Raw genomic sequence first — 16136 nt, 5'->3', positions numbered from 1 at the left:
GCCGAACACCCCACCGGGTGGCAGCGGCGGCTGTACGGCGTCGGTGTCGCTGAATTCCTGGAACGGTGGCTTCGTGGCCACCGTACGGGTGACGGCCGGCTCCTCGGGCACCAACGGCTGGACGGTGAGCGTCAACCTGCCGTCCGGCTCCGCCGTCACCAACTCCTGGAACACCCAGGCCAGCGGTACCAGCGGCACTGTCACGTTCAGCAACACGAGCTACAACGGCCGGATCGCCGCCGGGCAGTCGACCGAGTTCGGCTTCCAGGGCAGCGGCAGCGGCACGGGGATGTCACCCAGCTGCACCGCAAGCTGATCCAGGCGGCACCGGGAGCTGGTGCGGGGGCACGGTACTCCCGCACCAGCTCCCGTCTGCCACCGTCAGCCGCGCTGCTGGAGCCTGGGCAGCACCTCGGTCGCCACCTCGGCCAGCACGGCCTCGTTCCCGGCGTACCAGCTCGACTCCCGCGGCCAGTGGGTGACCACGTCGGTGAAGCCGAGTTCGGCGGCCCGGCCGACCGCCTCGGTGAAGTAGCCGGCGCTGGAGAGCGAGAAGACCGGTGCGGAGTCGAGCGAGAGGTAGCGGTCCAGGGTGGCGGGATCGCGGCCGGCGGTGGCCAGCGTCTCGTCGAGCCGCCCCGACAGCTCGGCCACGGAACGCCACCAGGCGTCGAGGTCGTCGTCGTCGCCGTCCCGGAGGCCGGTGGTCACCCAGCCCTGGCCGTACCGGGCGGCGAGCCGCATCGAGCGGGGGCCGTTCGCGGCGACGACGAACGGCACCCGGGGCGTCTGGACGCAGCCGGGGTTGCTTCGGGCGTCGACCGCCGCGAAGTAGTCGCCGCGCCAGGTGATCCCGTCCGCGCGCAGCAGCAGGTCCAGCAGTTCGGTGAACTCGGCGAACCGGTCGACCCGGTGCCGTGCCGAGAGGGTTTCGCCACCGAGTACCGCCGAGTCGAAGCCGATCCCACCGGCGCCGAGTCCGAGCAGAACCCGACCGGCGCAGACGTCGTCCAGCCCGGTGACCTGGCGGGCGAAGTGCACCGGATGGCGGAAGTTGGGGGAGGCGACCAGGGTCCCCAGGCGGATCCGGGAAGTCACCATCGCCGCAGCCGTCAGCGTGCCGACCGCGTCGAACCAGGGCCCGTCCACCAGGTCCCGCCAGCCCAGATGGTCGTACGTCCAGCCGTGGTCGAATCCCCACTCCTCGGCCTGGCGCCACCGGCGCTCCGCCTCGGACCACCGCTGGTCGGGAAGGATGACGATGCCGATACGCATGATCAGGAAGTTTACGCCGGACAAAAGTCGCCCGATCCGGTGATGGCGTGAACGCTCTCAGCAACCTCACAGCTACGGTGATTAGGGTCACGGACGTGCCGTGATGATCCACCGTGGAGGACTGGGCCCGAAACCCGGGGCCAGGTCCGTCGTAGACAGCGGCAACTCAGCCGTAAATCAGGAGTAACCACATGGTCTTCAAGAAGATGTTGAGCGCGCTCGGCGTCGGTGGTCCGAGCGTGGACACGGTGCTGACCAACCCGAACACCCGGCCCGGCCTGGTGCTCGACGGGCAGGTGAACCTGCGTGGCGGCGAGGCGCCGGCCGACATCGAGCAGATCACCCTGGCCCTGGTCACCCGGGTCGAGATGGAGGCCGGCGACAGCGAGTACGCCGGCACCATGGAGTTCTACCGCCTTCCGGTGAGCGGCCCCATGCGCCTGGAAGCCAAGCAGCAGGTAACCATCCCGTTCCAGCTTCCGGTGCCGTGGGAGACACCGATCACCGACGTCTACGGTCAGCGGCTGCGCGGCATGACGATGGGGCTGCGTACCGAACTGGCGATCGCCCGCGCCGTCGACAAGGGTGACCTCGACGCGGTGGCGGTGCATCCGCTGCCGGTACACGAGAAGATTCTGGGGGCGTTCGCCCAGCTCGGTTTCCAGTTCAAGAACGCCGACCTGGAGCGCGGCCACATCTACGGCGTCCAGCAGACGCTGCCGTTCTACCAGGAGATCGAGTTCTTCGCCGCGCCGCAGTACGCGCACGCGATCCGCGAGGTCGAGCTGACCTTCGTCACCAACCAGCACGGCGTGGACGTCATCATCGAGTGTGACAAGCGCGGCGGGTTGTTCAGCGGCGGACATGACACCGTCGGCCGCTACACCGCCGAGCACGCCGAGGTCGACCAGGTCGACTGGCGGGCCCGGGTGGAGGGCTGGCTCGGGCAGACCGTGGCGAGCTACGGCCGGCACCCCGGCTTCGGCCAGCCCGGTAAGCAGGGCGGCCACCACGGCCGGCACGGCGCCGGCGGCATGGTCGCCGGTGCCGCGCTCGGCCTGGCCGGCGGCATGGTCGCCGGAGAGATGCTGGAGGACGCCTTCGAGGGCGACTTCGGCGACTTCGGCGGCGAGTAGGGGAGTAGGGACGTAGCGGCAAAGGGTCGCGGTCCCCGCCGAATCCGGCGGGGACCGCGACCCCCGTGGCATGTCGCCACTGCTCAGGACACTCCGGCTACGCCCGGTTCTGCGGCGCCCGGAGCGTCGTTACCGCCTGCCGTGTCGCCAGGAGTTACCCAGCTTCGAAAGTCCACGGCTACCCAGGTAGGCGATGGTCATCAGGGTGATGAAGAACCACGCCTGGTTCGCCCGGAACGGGTCGACTCCGGCTGCGTCCCTGCCCACCAGGTCCGCGGCGAGCAGCGTGAAGCCCACCGCCGCGAGATAGATGTAGAACTCGGTGCTCAGGAACGCGGGCTTGGTCTCGTTGCCCGGGCTACGCCTGACCGGCTCGTCCATCCGGCGCTGCATCTCCGACAATGTCTGCTGTATCTGCTGGTTGGAGATGTTCTGGGCGTTCATTTCCCGGGTCGGTGCCGACTGGATGCCCTGCTGGCCCATCGGCTGCCTGGACGGGGTCTGCGTGCTCATCTTTTCCTCCTCGGATTCGATGAGATCTCTTGCGACCTCCCCTGGCCGCGGCATCACCACGGCCCGGCACCCGTTGGCTACCCGGCCGGGTACGACACAAACAGCCGGCCGCCCGGCGAACGGGCTGGTCAACGGGGAGCCAGCGCTGCCTGGCGGGCGCCTCGTGGAGTTCGGTCGGCCGGGGCCGGACGTCCGGCGTTTGGGAACCCGGGCACCGGGGACACCCCGGACAACAACGAGTCGGCGAGGTGGTGGACGTGCGCGGAGACGACGAACGGCGGCAGTCGGCGCGGCGGGCCGAAGACCGGGTCGGTCGCGGGGAGTACGCACCGGGCGCGATCGAGGAGGTCACGCTGCCGGTCGACGAGGGGCGCGAAGCGCACGAACGCGACATCGAGGATCCGGCGGACGGGGCGCGCGATCCGGACGTGCTGCGCGACGGCGGCCCGACCCGGAACCGGGGCGTGATCACGACGACCGGGGGCCGGAAGGCCGGGCCGGCCAGTGTCCGGCGCCGGCCCCGCCCGCCCGGCGGGAACGTCGCGCCGACCACCACCGGGGACGCGACCACGGGTGGCATGAACACCCCGGCATCGGGATCGACCAGCGACAAGTCCGGTCAGGCTCGACAGATCGGCAACTTCACCGACAAATAGGGTGTTCGGTCTGGCTGATGGCGTGACCATGATCCCCCTGCGGCAGCCTTCCGACCGACCATTGAGGCTCTCCATCCGTCGGCTGAAGCTCTCCATCTGTCGGCGCTGCGCTCGTCCCCTGCCCGCAATGCCGGCAGACGCCGCGCCGGCGCAGGTGGTAGGCGATGGTGGCCGCGCCGAGAGCGGCGCCCCAGAGCACCCAGGCCACGCTGGGAAGACGCAGGCCCCACCCGTCGCTGATCTCGGGGTCCCAGACCATCATCAGCCCGGCCGGGATGAGGACTACGGCGACGACGGATGCCGGAACGATCGCGAGTGCCGGAGGCACCGGTTTCCCTGCCTTGAACCAGATCCACCGTGGGTAGATCTCGCCCCACCGGCTGACCAGACCGTGGGTGAGCACGCCGCCCAGCGCCGAAGCGACGGCGCAACCCAGCCCGATCTCGAGCATGCCGTCGGTGTCCTGCATCATCGTGAGGAAGTCCCGGCTGATGCCGAGCGGATGGCCGAGGTACCAGGCCACTCTGGTGATCTCGTACGGCAGTGGTGCCAGACAGGCGACCGCGACCGCCCAGCGCCCCCACCGCAGCAGCGTCTGCCGGGACGGGCCGTCGCCGGCCGTTCCGTGACGACGGCCGCAGTGCTGACATGCCGAACGACTGCGCCGCTGGTAGGCCAACGTGGCCGCGGCCCACAGCAGACCGCCGACGAACAGGATGATCAGGTTGGTGCGGTGCCAGTACAGGATGTCGCCGATGCCGTCCTGCGGGCCGGGCACACCGGTGAAGGCGAACACCACCAGCAGCGGACCGAACGCCAGCAGGGCGATCAGGATGTAGTCCGGGATGATCAGAGTGAGGCCGGCCGCCACGATCCAGCCGAAAGCGATCATCACCGCTGACTGGCGGCGGGAACCCGCACCTCGGGCCATCGCCAGCGCGACGACCGTACCGAGCAGGCCGAGCACCGCCATGAGCGGCGCGACGACCTCGACCGGGCTGCCCTCCAGAATCGAACCCGACCTGTGGTCGTCGTCGATCGGCGCGAACGGGAAACCGTCACCGCCGGCCGTCCAGTAAAGCCCGAGCATGGTGTACATCAACGACCAGCCGGCCGCCACGTACCCCGACCAGGCCGGCCAGCGCCGCCACCACCTGATCCGACCCGTGACCGGCGGCTTCCCCCATCCAGACATGTCACTCCCCGTGATTGCGCGGCGTCGCTCGCCGCTGCCTCCTCAGCCTCCGCCGTGCCGGGTGTGCACCACCATCTGCCGATCCGGCGAGGTGCTACCCGCCGGCCGAGCTGTCCTATGCCGATCGGCATACGGCGACGCCGACCTACCATCGAGAAATGACGGGTCGGCACCTCGGCTGGATCAGCATGGCGGCCAGCGGTTCCCTGCTGTGCGTGACGTTCGTGGGCGACGTCGGCAGCCCGACGTACCTCTTCTTTCTGATGGTGGCCGTCCTCGCGGTGCTGTTGGCCGTGGCGGTGCGGTGGGGGCCACACCGGCAGATCGCGCCTGCCGCCGGGCTCGCCGGCGCGGCGATGGCGCTGATGCTCTGGTCGATGACCGACGGCATGGCCACGACGCAACGGATTGCCGCAGCAGCGGTCTGGACGATGCCCGCCGTCGTCGCGCTCGTCGTCGGCGGCTACCCGCGGCTGATGGTGCACCGGCGGACCGTGGCCGTCGAACAGGCCCGCCATGCCCAACGCCTCCAGGTGGCGCGTGACCTGCACGACTTCGTCGCCCATGACCTCAGCGGGATCGTGGCGCAGGCCCAGGCGGCCCGCTTCGTCGCCGGCAGCCGGCCGGAGGCGGCCGGTCCGGCACTGGCGCGTATCGAGGCCGCCGGTCTGGCCGCACTGGCCACGATGGACCGGATGGTCGGCATGCTGCACGAGCCGGACGCCGTCACGGTACGGCCGCTGCCCACGCTGGATGACCTGCCGGGCCTGGTCGACCGGTTCCGCGCCTCGGGCCACCTCGATGCCCGACTCGTACAGAACTCCCGGACGGCCGAGGTGCCACGCGACAGCGCCGCGGTGGCGTACCGGATCGTGGTCGAGGCCCTGACCAACGTCCGGCGGCACGCGCCAGCAGCGACCCGGGTCGACGTCTCGATCACCGGCGACGCCTCCCGTATCGAGGTGTGCGTCCGCAACGACACGGCGGGACCGCCGCCCCCGCAGCGGCGTGACAGGCGCGGTGGGCGGGGCCTTTCCGGCCTGCGGGAGCAGGTCGCCGCGGGCGGCGGCACCCTGTCGGCCGGGCCGTGTGAGCGTGGCTGGGAAGTCGTCGCCGTTATTCCAGCGGTCGCGGCATGAACAGCACCCGGGTTCTGCTCGCCGACGACCAGCCGGACGTGCGCAGCGGCTTCCGCCTCGTCCTGGACTCCCAGCCCGACATCACGGTGGTCGGCGAGGCCACCGACGGGACCACGGCCCTGGAACTGGCGCGCAGCCTGCGGCCCGACGTCGTGCTCACCGACATCCGGATGCCCGGCATCGACGGACTGGAGCTGACCCGGCTGCTCACCGAAGCAGGCCAGCGGGTGGTCGTGGTCACCACCTTCGACCTCGACGAGTACGTGGACGCCGCGCTGCGCAACGGCGCCTGCGGTTTCCTGCTCAAGCGGTCCGGGCCCGCGCTCCTCATCGAGGGGGTCCGGGCGGCGATGGCCGGTGACGCGCTGATCAGTCCTCAGGTCACCGTCCGGCTACTGCGCGCGGCGACCAGGGCCGAGCGCCCCCCGGTTCCCAACCCCCTGACAAACCGCGAGACCGAGATCGTGCGGCTGGTCGCTCAGGGTCTGACCAACGCGCAGATCGGCGCCGAGCTGTTCATCTCCGCCGGCACCGCCAAGACGCACGTCGCGAACATCCAGGCGAAGCTGGGGCTCAACAACCGGGTGGGCATGGCCGCCTGGGCATGGCGGGCCGGTCTGGCCGACCCGCGAGGGAAGTCGGGTGCGGGTGGATAGATATTCAACCTCCCTGGCACCCGTGATTCAGTCCTTACGTTTGACGTACGTGCCCTTGCCGGCCACGACGTAGGCGAATCCTTCGTCGACCAGCATCCGGATGGCCTTCAATGCCGTGCCGCGAGCGATCCCGTGCTCCTGTACGAGCCGGGCGGCACTCGGCACCGGCCGGTCGGGTGCCAGTTCGCCCGACTTGATCTGCTCCTGGATCAGGTTGACCACCTGACGGTAGAGCGGCACCGGGCTGTCGGGATCGATCATGCCTGGACAGTAGGGGACTATGGGCCACACTGCTTCGCGGCCCGGTGGCGTACGAGCGGCTGGCGACCAACTGGCCACCAACCGGCGGTACTTCCTGAGCCTCCTTAGCCGACCCGAAGCACCCCGAGCCGCTGGGTGGCCCGGGTGAGCGCGACGTACAGGTCGTTCTGCCCCCGGGGGGACTCGGCGACGATCCGGTCCGGATCGACGACCAGCACCGAGTCGAACTCCAGTCCCTTCGCCTGGGCGACGGTCAGCAGCACCACCCGGCTCTCCAACTCCGGTGCGTCGCCGAGGGCCAGGCCGGGGACCGCCTCGGCGACCGCCGGACCCAGTACGTCGGTGCGTCCCGCCGGCACGATCACTCCGACCCGCCCGTCGCCGACCCTGGCGATCTCCGCGCGGATCGCCTCGACCAGCCGGTCGGACAGTGCACCCTCCTCGACCCGTACGTCCCAGGGCTGCTCGCCGGTGCCGCGTACGGCGCGGGGCGTGGTCAGGGTCGGGTCGATCTCGGCCAGCACCTTGGCGGCGACCGCCATGATCTCGGCCGGCGTCCGGTAACTCACCGTCAACTCCTCCAGCCGCCAACGGTCGCCGACGTACGGCTCCAGCACGCCGAGCCACGACGACGCGCCGGCCAGCGCGCCGGTCTGGGCCACGTCCCCGACCAGTGTCATCGACCGGCTCGGTGCGCGTCGCATCAGCACCCGCCAGGCCATCGGGGAGAGTTCCTGCGCCTCGTCGACGATTACGTGCCCGAAGGCCCAGCCTCGGTCCGCCGCTGCCCGCTCGGCGGTGGTCAACTGTTCACCGTCCTCCTGCCGGTCCGCCAACCGGTCCGCGACGAGCAGGTCGGTGACGCCCAGCATCCCGTCCTCGGCCTCGGGCTCGTCCTCGAAGTCGATCGACTTGGAACCGGACGCGATGTCCAGCACGCCCTCGGCGTACTCGATCTCGGCCTGGCGCTGCCGGGTCGCGCGGGCCTTGGCGGCGCGGTCGTCCTGCCCGAGCAGTTCGGCCGCCTCGTCCAGCAGTGGTACGTCGGCCGGGGTCCAGCCACCCCGGGGCTCGCGCCGCAGTGCGGCCCGTTCCGCCTCGGTGAGGCTCGCCCCGGCGACCGCGAGCCGATCGGCGGAGGCGAACAGCCCGGCCACGACCTGCTGCGGGGTCAGTACCGGCCAGAGCCAGTCCAGCACCGCCAGGACCTCGGGCTCGGTACGCAACTCCCGCCGGAACTCCGCGAGGTCGGCCTCGTCGAGCAGGTTCTCCCCGCCCAGCGGATCGGCGCCGATCCGCTGGCCGAGCTGGTCGGCGAGGGCGTGGATGATCTCGATGTCGAACAGCGGCCGGGCGAGGTTGTGCGGCCGGCCCGAGCGTCGGGCCCGGTCCCGCGCGGCGAGGACGGTGGCCGGGTCGAGGACGATGGTGTCCCGCTCGAGCGAGATCTCCAACGGCTCGTCCGGGACCCGTTGCCGGTCCTGGATGGCGGCGGCCAACACCTGCACCATCTCGGTCCGGCCCTTGAGTTCGGCGACCTCGGCCGGCTCGGCCCGGGTCGCGTTGATCCCGGGGAACAGCTCACCGACCGTGCGCAGCAGTACGCCGGTCTCGGCCAGCGTCGGCAGTACCTGCGAGATGTAGCGCAGGAAGGTCGCGTTCGGTCCGACCAGCAGCACGCCCCGGGTGGAGAGGATCTGCCGGTGCGTGTAGAGCAGGTACGCGGCCCGGTGCAGCGCGACCGCGGTCTTGCCGGTGCCGGGCCCACCCTGTACGACGAGCACACCGTCCAGGTCGGCGCGGATGACCCGGTCCTGCTCGGCCTGGATGGTCCGGACGATGTCGGTCATCCGGCCGGTACGACTGGCGTTCACGGCGGCGAGCAGGGCCGCCTCGCCGGTGAGTCCGCCGTTGCCGCCGTTGCCGCTCCGGCCCGCCACGGCCAGGTCGAGTACCTCGTCGTCCAGGCCCACCACGGCACGGTCCCGGGTCCGGATGTGCCGGCGTCGGCGGACGCCCTCGGGGGTCGCGGCGGTGGCGAGGTAGAACGGCCGCGCCGCCGGGGCCCGCCAGTCGAGCAGTACGGGCTCGAACTCCCCGGCGTCGGCGAACATGCCAATCCGGCCGATGTACCGGCGGGTACCGCTGTCGAGGTCGAGGCGACCGAAACAGAGCCCCTGTTCGACCGCGCCGAACCGTTCGATCTGTTCCGTGTACATGCTGACGGTGCTGTCGCGCTGCGAGCGTTCCTGCTGGGTGCCGCCGGTGTTCCGGAGCGCCGAGTCGAGCCGTTCGCCGGCCTGCTTCCGCAACTCGTCCAAGCGTCCGTAGAGCATGGAGACGTACTGCTGTTCGTCGGCGATCTCGGCCCCGGACGGGCTGGCCAGTTCGGCCCGGTCGGGCTCGCTGGACCCTGCTCCGTTGGTGGGTCCGTCAGCCTCGATCCGCCCGTTGACCGGCTCGTCGAGACGCGGGTCACGCGAAACGCCGGATTGTTTTGACAAACCGTCTCTCCATTGCTAGGCTTTCCCGCAGAACGGCATTCGTGTCGTTCTTTTTCGTTTGAACTGGTGAAAGATAGCGCGTTTCCGAGCCACCCGCCACGATTGTTCCAGTCGTGGCGCCGCTCTCGCCTGGGCGTCGTGGCCAGGGCTCGCCGGGGCCGATCGCGGGCGCTCGCCGCACGGTGACGGTCTGGCGGTAAGGCTCGTCGGCGGAGAACACAGCGAGGAGCGGCGATGACGAGCGCCCAGGTGCTGACCTTCGGCGGCGTTGTCGCCCTGGGTGCCATGTCGCCTGGACCGGACTTCGCCGTCGTGCTGCGCCGCTCGGTCCTGGCCGGCCGCGCGCACGGCATGGCGAGTGCGGTGGGCGTCGCCGCCGGGGTCTTCGCCTGGGCGGTTGCGGCCGCCACTGGCGTTGCGGCACTGGTAGCCGTGACCTCCGTCGCCTTCACGGTCATCAAACTCGTGGGCGCGGGCTATCTGGTCTACCTGGGTGTCAACGCACTGCGCTCGGCATTGCGCTCGGGCGACTTCCGGTCCGGCCCGAACCCCGGGTCCACCGTCGAGCCGGGCCTGTGGGGAGCGTTCCGGGACGGTCTGTTGTGCAATGCGCTCAACCCCAAGGCGGCGATCTTCTTTGTCGCGCTTCTGCCGCAGTTCCTCCCGGCCGGCGCCGGCCTCGTTTCCATGCTGACGTTGTCACTGGTCGCCGTCGTCATAACTACTGCCTGGTTCATTACCGTGGCGAACGTGGTCGCCACGGCTCGCCGGGTGCTGTCCCGACCGGCCACGCGTCGTTTCATCGACGGAATGAGCGGCACGGTGCTGATCGGCCTCGGTGTCCGGCTCGTGTTCACCACCGCCAGGTAAGTCCGTCCCGGTCGCCGCACCCTGGCCATGAACTCGGCCTAGCTGGTCACGTCGCGGGCGCCGAACCGGGCCCAGGCGGCGGAGAGGAACACCGCGATGTACGCCGCCGCCGAGAGCAGACCGGGCCGCAGCGCGTCGAACTCCACCGGATCCCGGAGCAGTTCGCCGAACGCCTGCCAGTGGTGCGTCAGCAGGTACGGGTGCAGCCAGTCGAGCTGTGGGATCTGGTCCAGCACGAAACTCGTCACCGAGAGCATGGTGATCGCGATGGTGGCGCCCATCGGCTGCTCGGTCAGCGTGGAGACGAACAGCCCCACCGCGCCGAGCGCGCACAGCCCCACCGCCAGATAGCCGCAGACGGCGAGCAGCCGGAGCAGCCCGTCGCCGAAGCCGACCTGGGTTCCGGAGAGCAGGGTCACCGGCCCACCGCCGAACAACGCGAGCCCGGCGACGAGGCCGACCGAGGCGACCAGCAGTGTCACCGTGAAAGCGAACACGACGATCCCGGCGTACTTGACGGCGAGCAGGCGGTTCCGGCCGACCGGCACGGTGAGCAGGTACCGCAGGGTGCCGAGGTTGGCCTCGCCGGCCACGCTGTCCCCGGCGATGGCCGCCACCGCGATCGGCAGGAACAGTCCCAGTTCCACCCCGAGTGCGGCGAGTGCGACGAAGAATCCGTTGCTGGTGATCGAGGAGAAGAAGCCCGGCGCGTTGTGCCCCTCCGCCGGGACGTCCGTCACCCGCATCGCGACGGCGATGATCACGGGTACCGCCGCCAGCGCCAGCATCCCGGCCTGGTTGCGTCGGCGCCCGAAGATCAGCCGCAGTTCGGAGCGGAAGAAGCGGGTGCCGACCGCGCGGCCGGGCCGCCGGATCCGCTGACCGTCCGACCCCATCCCGGTCCCGCCGGTCCTGTCGAGCCCGGCAGCCGGGCCGCCCTCGGCAGCCGTGCCGATCCCGGTGGCCGTGCCGACTCCGGAAGGCGCCGCGTCACCAACCGCGTCAACCGCTGACATCGAAACCCTCCCCGGTGAGCGAGACGAACAGCTCTTCCAGATCCGGCGCGACGACCGCGAAGCCGCGTACCGGCACGGCGGCGTGCACCAGCGCCGCGACGACCTTCTCCGGCGGCACCGGGCCGAGGATCCCGGTGGCCTCCCGGGCCGCCGTGTCGACGTCGGTGAGGCCCAGTTCGCGGAGCACCTGGGCGGCCTCGACCGGCCGGTCGGTCGTCACCCGGGCCCGGGGCGTGGCCGCCGCCCGCAACTGCGCCAGCGGCGCCTGGGCGACCAGTCGCCCCTGGTGCATCACGCCCACGTCGGTGCAGACCTGTTCCACCTCGGCGAGCAGATGGGTGGAGAGCAGTACCGTCGCCCCCTCGGCGGCGAGCGCGGCGACCAGCGTCCGGACCTCCCGGGTGCCCTGCGGGTCGAGCCCGTTGGTCGGCTCGTCCAGGATCAGCAGATCCCGGGGTGCGAGCATCGCCGCGGCCAGCGCCAGCCGCTGCCGCATGCCCAGCGAGTACGCCCGGTAGCGCTTGCCGGCTGCCGCCGTCAGCCCGACCCGGTCCAGTGTCGCGCCGATCCGGCTCGAGGCGGTGGCCGGATCGACGGTCAGATCCGCCGCGTCCAACCGGCGTAGGTTCTCCGTCCCCGAGAGGTACGGATGAAACGCGGGGCCCTCCACCAGCGCCCCGACCCGGGGCAGCACCGTCGCCGCCCGGCCCGGCATCGGTTCACCGAGCAGCGTGTGCCCGCCCGAGGTGGGCCGGATCAGCCCGAGCAGCATCCGGATGGTGGTGGTCTTGCCGGAGCCGTTCGGGCCGAGGAAGCCGTACACGGAGCCACGCGGGACCGCCAGGTCGACGGCGTCCACCGCGACCTGGCGGCCGAACCGCTTGCTGAGCCCACGGCTCTGTACGGCTAACTCCGGCACTGGTTCCACCGTCGGACGCGGCCTGCCAGCATGGGTGCCGGCGTCGGCCGCCCCGTCACCGGCTCCGGCGACCGACGAGCGCTCACCTGTTGCCCTGGGCGACTTCGTAGAGCCGTTCCGGGGTCACCGCGCCGATCAGTACCCGGCCGTCGTCGGTGGCCAGGGCGGTGAAGACCTTGCCCTTGAGCAGCCGTCCGCTGCCCCAGTCGCCGCTCACCTTCGGCAGCCCGCCGAGAATGCTCCGTACCAGGTCGGCCTGCCCGCCCTGGGCGTCCGCATCCGCGACGGCGGCGAGTTGCGGCACCTTCGCGACCAGCACCGACGTCCAGCCGGTGCCGACGACCGTCGGCCTCTCCAGTGATGCCGGCGAGGTGGCCGGCTTGTCGGCGGTCAGCGGCTCCTCGGTCACCTTCGTCCCGGGCGGCGGGTTGAAGGCGAACTGGGCCGGATCGGGGCGCTCGAAGTCCACCTGGGTGAACGCGATCTCGAACGCGGGCGTCCGGGTGCCCTGCGGAATGATCTGGAAGCGCAGCGGTACGTGCTCACCGGCGTCGATCGCGATCTTGATCTGGTCGACCAGCGACGTCTCGTCACGCGGCTCGAGTACCAGTTCGTAGGCGTCCCGGCCGGCGATCGTGGCGGACCGCCCGACACTGACCTCGGTGCTCGGGTCGATCGCCGCGAGCGCCTGCTCGGCGGCCTCCTGCGGCGTCGACGGCAGGTGGTCGGGCCGCCCCTTCGGGACCGCGCCGCCCCCGACGCCCAGGGTGCTGTGCCGGGCCTCGTTCTGCTGGCTGTCCCAGACCCACACGTCCGAGCCGTTGCGGATCACGTCGGTCTCGCCGAGCGTGCCGAGGAGTGCGAGCCGGGTCTTGTCCGGGCCGGCGTGCCAGACCCGCAGCGTGTGCGTACCGGAGATCAACGAGGTCAGCTCCGCGCTGCCCTGGCCGCCGATGCCGGGCAGGCTCGGCAGACCGAGGTCGGCGCGTTTGATCACGGTGCCGGAGAGTCCGTCCAGCCGGGCGGTCTGCAGGTCGACGAGGAGTTGCGCGGCGCTGCGTTCGGGCAGGCTCGGCTCGGCCGCCGAGGCGAACGTACCGACCGCGGCACCACCACCGATGATCGCCAGCGCTGTCCCGGTCGGGACCAGCCAGCGCAACGCGGGCCGGGTGTGGAAAACAGACATGTTCGTACCTCCTGGCACCCATCTTGCGCCCCCGGCACTGTGAAACCACTGAGAACCGCTGTGGTTCCACTCAGTCGGGGGTGGCACGCTTGTCGCGTGCGGTTGCTGGTGGTGGAGGACGAGGCCCGACTGGCCACGGCGTTGCAGCGCGGCCTACAGGCGGAGGGGTTCGTCGTGGACCTGGCCGGAACCGGCCCGGAGGGGCTCGACCTGGCCCGGCACGGCGGCTACGACGCCATGATCCTGGACGTGATGCTGCCCGGACTCTCCGGATACCGGGTGGTGCGGCAGCTGCGGGCCGAACGGCACTGGTTGCCGGTACTGATGCTCTCGGCCAAGGACGGGGAGTACGACCAGGCCGATGGCCTGGACTGCGGCGCCGACGACTACCTGACCAAACCCTTCTCGTACGTCGTACTGCTGGCCCGGTTGCGTGCCCTGCTGCGCCGGGGTGCGCCGCGCCGCCCGGCGGTGCTCGTCGCCGGCGACCTGAGTCTGGACCCGGCCCGTCGTCGGGTGACCCGGGGCGGGGCCGAGGTGGAACTCACCGCCCGGGAGTACGCACTGCTGGAGTACCTGCTGCGTCGGGCGGGTGAGGTGGTGTCCAAGACGGAACTGCTGGACCACGTCTGGGACGCGAGCGTGCAGACCGCGCCGAACGCCGTCGAGGTGTACGTCGGCTACCTGCGTCGCAAGATCGGTCGGGACCGGCTGGAGACGATCCGGGGCGCCGGGTACCGGCTGATGACATGACCGGCGGTGGCGATGGCCCGGCGGTGGCGATGACCGGCGGCGCCGATGACCGGCGGCGCCGATGACCGGTAGGTCCGACGCGGCCACCCGAGCCGTCGCGCCCGGCGGACGCGGCTGGCAACGCCCGTGGCTGCGACTGAGCCTGCGGGCCCGACTCATGATCATCAGCGCGTCCGGCCTCGCCGCCGGCCTCGCGGTCGGCGGGCTGGTGCTGATCGGCGCGTTGGGGTACGCGCTGGAGCGCACCGTCGACACCGAGGCGCTGAAGACCGCCGAGGCGGTTGCCCGGCTGGCCGGCGAGAACGCGTTACCCGACCCGCTTCCGGTCGCCGGCGGCCAGGTACGGGTGCAGGTGATCGACAGCCAGGGTCGGATCCGGGCGGCCTCGATCGACGCCGACCGGCTGGTGCCGATGCTCTATCCCGCGGAGCTGCAACGGTTCCGGGACGGCGAACGGGACCGGTTCTACCTGCAGGGGCGGCGGTTGGGGCTGCGCGGCCCGGTCCGGGTCGTCGCCGTGCCGGCCGGGCCGTCCGCCGACCCGCAGACGGTGCTGGTGGCCAAGTCGACCGCGGACGTACAACACAGCGTCACGGTCGTCCGGACCATCCTGCTGATCTGCTTCCCGCTGCTCCACCTCGCGCTGGCCGCGGTCGCGTGGCGGGTGATCGGTGCCGCCCTGCGCCCGGTCGAGGCGCTGCGGGCCGGTGCGGAGGAGATCACCGGTGGCGCCCGGCCGGGTCGGTTGCCGCTGCCCGCCTCGCACGACGAGATCCATCGGCTGGCGGTGACCCTGAACGGGATGCTGGGCAGGCTGGAGTCGGCTCGGGTCCGGCAGCGGACGTTCGTCGCCGACGCCGCGCACGAACTGCGCAGCCCGCTGGCCAACATGCGGATCCAACTGGAGGTGGCGCAGCGGCTCGGTGGGGCGACGGACTGGCCGGCCGTCGCCGACGACCTGCTCGCCGACACCCAGCGGCTGAGCCGGCTGGTCGACGACCTGCTGCTGCTCGCCCGGTTCGACGACGTGCACGCCGGGCCGCCCCGAACGGCCGGGCCGGTCGAGTTGGGCGACCTGATGACCGGCGTCGCCGAGCGCTACCCGGCGGCGCCGCTGCGGGTGGTTCCGCTGAGGTTTCCGCTCTGGGTGGTGGGCGAGCCCGACGTCCTGGGCCGGATCCTGGCCAACCTGGTGGACAACGCGGTACGCCACACGACCAGCGAGGTGGTGCTGGAGGCCGGACCCGGCGGATGGAGCGGTCCGGCGTACCACCTGATCACGGTGACCGACGACGGGCCCGGTATCCCGGCCGAGGACCGGGACCGGGTCTTCGACCGGTTCACCCGGCTCGACGACGCGCGGGCCCGGGACGCGGGCGGCGCCGGGCTGGGCCTGGCCATCGTCCGGCAACTGGTACGCCGCCAGGGCGGCACGGTGACGCTCTCCGACGCGGCACCCGGCCTCCGGGTCGAGGTGCGGCTGCCCGCCGGGGAGCGCCCCACGGCGCCAAGGCCACCCGTGCAGCCGGCGCCGGGAGACGACGGTCAGCGGGCGCCGGGGGAGGTGCCGGGCCGGTCGGTGCAGACCGGGTCGGCCCGGCCCACCACCGCGACCGAGTAGACCACCGCGACGGAGAAGCAGTAGTTCGTCTGGCGTTCCAGGCCGTAGACGACGTATCCGGTGGAGCCGCCGGGCAGTTCCTGAAAGGCCCGGAGTTCCTGGCCGACACGTCCACCGGCCACCACCACCGGCCCCTCGGCACCGACCGGATACGTCCAGGCCAGCGTCACGCTGCCCCGGTCGTCCACCAGCTTCACGTCGCCGGGCGGGGTGCCGGGGGAGGCGGCCGGCACCGGCGTGCTCGGCGCGGCGCTGGTCGGTGCGCTGGCCGGAGGCTCCGGCCGCTGTGGCTTCGAACCGTCGCCGTCGGTCAGCCCGAAGCCCACCACCACCGCCACCGTGCCGAGCAGCACCAGCAGGACCAGGCCGGCGACGATGATCATCGGCAACCGGCCGGACGAGGGCTCGAACCGATGGATCCGGACCGGTAACCTGG

Annotated in this window: 16 protein-coding genes and 1 pseudogene; 8 read left to right on the top strand and 9 right to left on the bottom strand. The window is 71.5% G+C overall.

The window, feature by feature from the left end:
- A partial coding sequence (locus tag I0C86_RS25775; RefSeq protein ID WP_196203862.1) for a cellulose binding domain-containing protein occupies positions 1 to 316 on the top strand: 316 nt, incomplete at its 5' end.
- A gap of 65 nt (positions 317 to 381) precedes the next feature.
- Here the strand turns inward: I0C86_RS25775 and I0C86_RS25770 are convergent.
- Complete coding sequence (locus I0C86_RS25770) at positions 382 to 1275, bottom strand: LLM class flavin-dependent oxidoreductase (protein WP_196203861.1); 894 nt, start codon at positions 1273 to 1275, stop codon at positions 382 to 384.
- Positions 1276 to 1466: 191 nt separating this feature from the next.
- Between I0C86_RS25770 and I0C86_RS25765 the strand changes: the two genes are divergently transcribed.
- A complete protein-coding gene (locus I0C86_RS25765) occupies positions 1467 to 2411 on the top strand; it encodes a sporulation protein (RefSeq protein ID WP_196203860.1) in 945 nt (314 codons plus the stop codon).
- 129 nt (positions 2412 to 2540) lie between these two features.
- Here I0C86_RS25765 and I0C86_RS25760 read toward each other — a convergent pair whose 3' ends face one another.
- Positions 2541 to 2924 (bottom strand): hypothetical protein, encoded by a 384-nt coding sequence (locus tag I0C86_RS25760; protein WP_196203859.1) that lies wholly within the window; start codon positions 2922 to 2924, stop codon positions 2541 to 2543.
- A gap of 257 nt (positions 2925 to 3181) precedes the next feature.
- Between I0C86_RS25760 and I0C86_RS25755 the strand changes: the two genes are divergently transcribed.
- On the top strand, positions 3182 to 3580 hold the full coding sequence (locus tag I0C86_RS25755; protein WP_196203858.1) for a hypothetical protein: 399 nt from the start codon (positions 3182 to 3184) through the stop codon (positions 3578 to 3580).
- Here the strand turns inward: I0C86_RS25755 and I0C86_RS25750 are convergent.
- Complete coding sequence (locus tag I0C86_RS25750; RefSeq protein WP_230394782.1) at positions 3567 to 4775, bottom strand: NYN domain-containing protein; 1209 nt, start codon at positions 4773 to 4775, stop codon at positions 3567 to 3569. The genes I0C86_RS25755 and I0C86_RS25750 overlap by 14 nt on opposite strands.
- Before the next feature lie 158 nt (positions 4776 to 4933).
- Here I0C86_RS25750 and I0C86_RS25745 point away from each other — a divergent pair, with 158 nt between their 5' ends.
- Together I0C86_RS25745 and I0C86_RS25740 are read left to right on the top strand one after the other, a co-directional pair.
- Entirely contained in the window at positions 4934 to 5914 is a 981-nt protein-coding gene (locus I0C86_RS25745; RefSeq protein WP_196203857.1) for a sensor histidine kinase, read from the top strand.
- Positions 5911 to 6570: a response regulator gene (locus I0C86_RS25740; RefSeq protein WP_196203856.1), complete on the top strand. Its 660-nt coding sequence runs from the start codon at positions 5911 to 5913 to the stop codon at positions 6568 to 6570. Before I0C86_RS25745 ends, I0C86_RS25740 begins: the two co-directional genes overlap by 4 nt.
- Positions 6571 to 6597: 27 nt before the next feature.
- On the opposite strand, the gene I0C86_RS25735 is transcribed toward I0C86_RS25740, so the two are convergent.
- Positions 6598 to 6831 (bottom strand): GntR family transcriptional regulator, encoded by a 234-nt coding sequence (locus I0C86_RS25735; protein ID WP_196203855.1) that lies wholly within the window; start codon positions 6829 to 6831, stop codon positions 6598 to 6600.
- A gap of 104 nt (positions 6832 to 6935) precedes the next feature.
- The gene (locus I0C86_RS25730; RefSeq protein ID WP_196203864.1) at positions 6936 to 9167 is read right to left on the bottom strand and encodes a HelD family protein; all 2232 of its coding nucleotides are present in this window, start codon (positions 9165 to 9167) and stop codon (positions 6936 to 6938) included.
- Between the two features lie 417 nt (positions 9168 to 9584).
- Here I0C86_RS25730 and I0C86_RS25725 point away from each other — a divergent pair, with 417 nt between their 5' ends.
- Positions 9585 to 10205, top strand: coding sequence for a LysE family translocator (locus I0C86_RS25725; protein ID WP_323373846.1), 621 nt, complete (start codon positions 9585 to 9587; stop codon positions 10203 to 10205).
- Positions 10206 to 10243: 38 nt separating this feature from the next.
- Here the strand turns inward: I0C86_RS25725 and I0C86_RS25720 are convergent, their stop codons facing one another.
- The 3 genes from I0C86_RS25720 to I0C86_RS25710 all read right to left on the bottom strand — a co-directional run bounded on the left by I0C86_RS25720 (position 10244) and on the right by I0C86_RS25710 (position 13326).
- On the bottom strand, positions 10244 to 11221 hold the full coding sequence (locus I0C86_RS25720; RefSeq protein ID WP_230394781.1) for an ABC transporter permease: 978 nt from the start codon (positions 11219 to 11221) through the stop codon (positions 10244 to 10246).
- Complete coding sequence (locus I0C86_RS25715; protein WP_196203853.1) at positions 11208 to 12140, bottom strand: ABC transporter ATP-binding protein; 933 nt, start codon at positions 12138 to 12140, stop codon at positions 11208 to 11210. Before I0C86_RS25715 ends, I0C86_RS25720 begins: the two co-directional genes overlap by 14 nt.
- Positions 12141 to 12222: 82 nt before the next feature.
- Positions 12223 to 13326: a LolA family protein gene (locus tag I0C86_RS25710; RefSeq protein ID WP_196203852.1), complete on the bottom strand. Its 1104-nt coding sequence runs from the start codon at positions 13324 to 13326 to the stop codon at positions 12223 to 12225.
- Between the two features lie 96 nt (positions 13327 to 13422).
- Here I0C86_RS25710 and I0C86_RS25705 point away from each other — a divergent pair, with 96 nt between their 5' ends.
- Both I0C86_RS25705 and I0C86_RS25700 read left to right on the top strand, forming a co-directional pair.
- On the top strand, positions 13423 to 14079 hold the full coding sequence (locus tag I0C86_RS25705) for a response regulator transcription factor (protein WP_196203851.1): 657 nt from the start codon (positions 13423 to 13425) through the stop codon (positions 14077 to 14079).
- A gap of 157 nt (positions 14080 to 14236) precedes the next feature.
- The gene (locus I0C86_RS25700) at positions 14237 to 15700 is read left to right on the top strand and encodes an ATP-binding protein (RefSeq protein ID WP_230394783.1); all 1464 of its coding nucleotides are present in this window, start codon (positions 14237 to 14239) and stop codon (positions 15698 to 15700) included.
- On the opposite strand, the pseudogene I0C86_RS25695 reads toward I0C86_RS25700, so the two are convergent.
- Positions 15625 to 16136 (bottom strand): annotated as a pseudogene (locus I0C86_RS25695) (tetratricopeptide repeat protein); the annotation flags it as partial. The gene I0C86_RS25700 and the pseudogene I0C86_RS25695 overlap by 76 nt on opposite strands.

The organism is Plantactinospora alkalitolerans (assembly GCF_015690345.1).
Taxonomy (GTDB): Bacteria; Actinomycetota; Actinomycetes; order Mycobacteriales; family Micromonosporaceae; genus Plantactinospora; species Plantactinospora alkalitolerans.
This window is presented reverse-complemented; position numbering and strand designations above follow the sequence as displayed.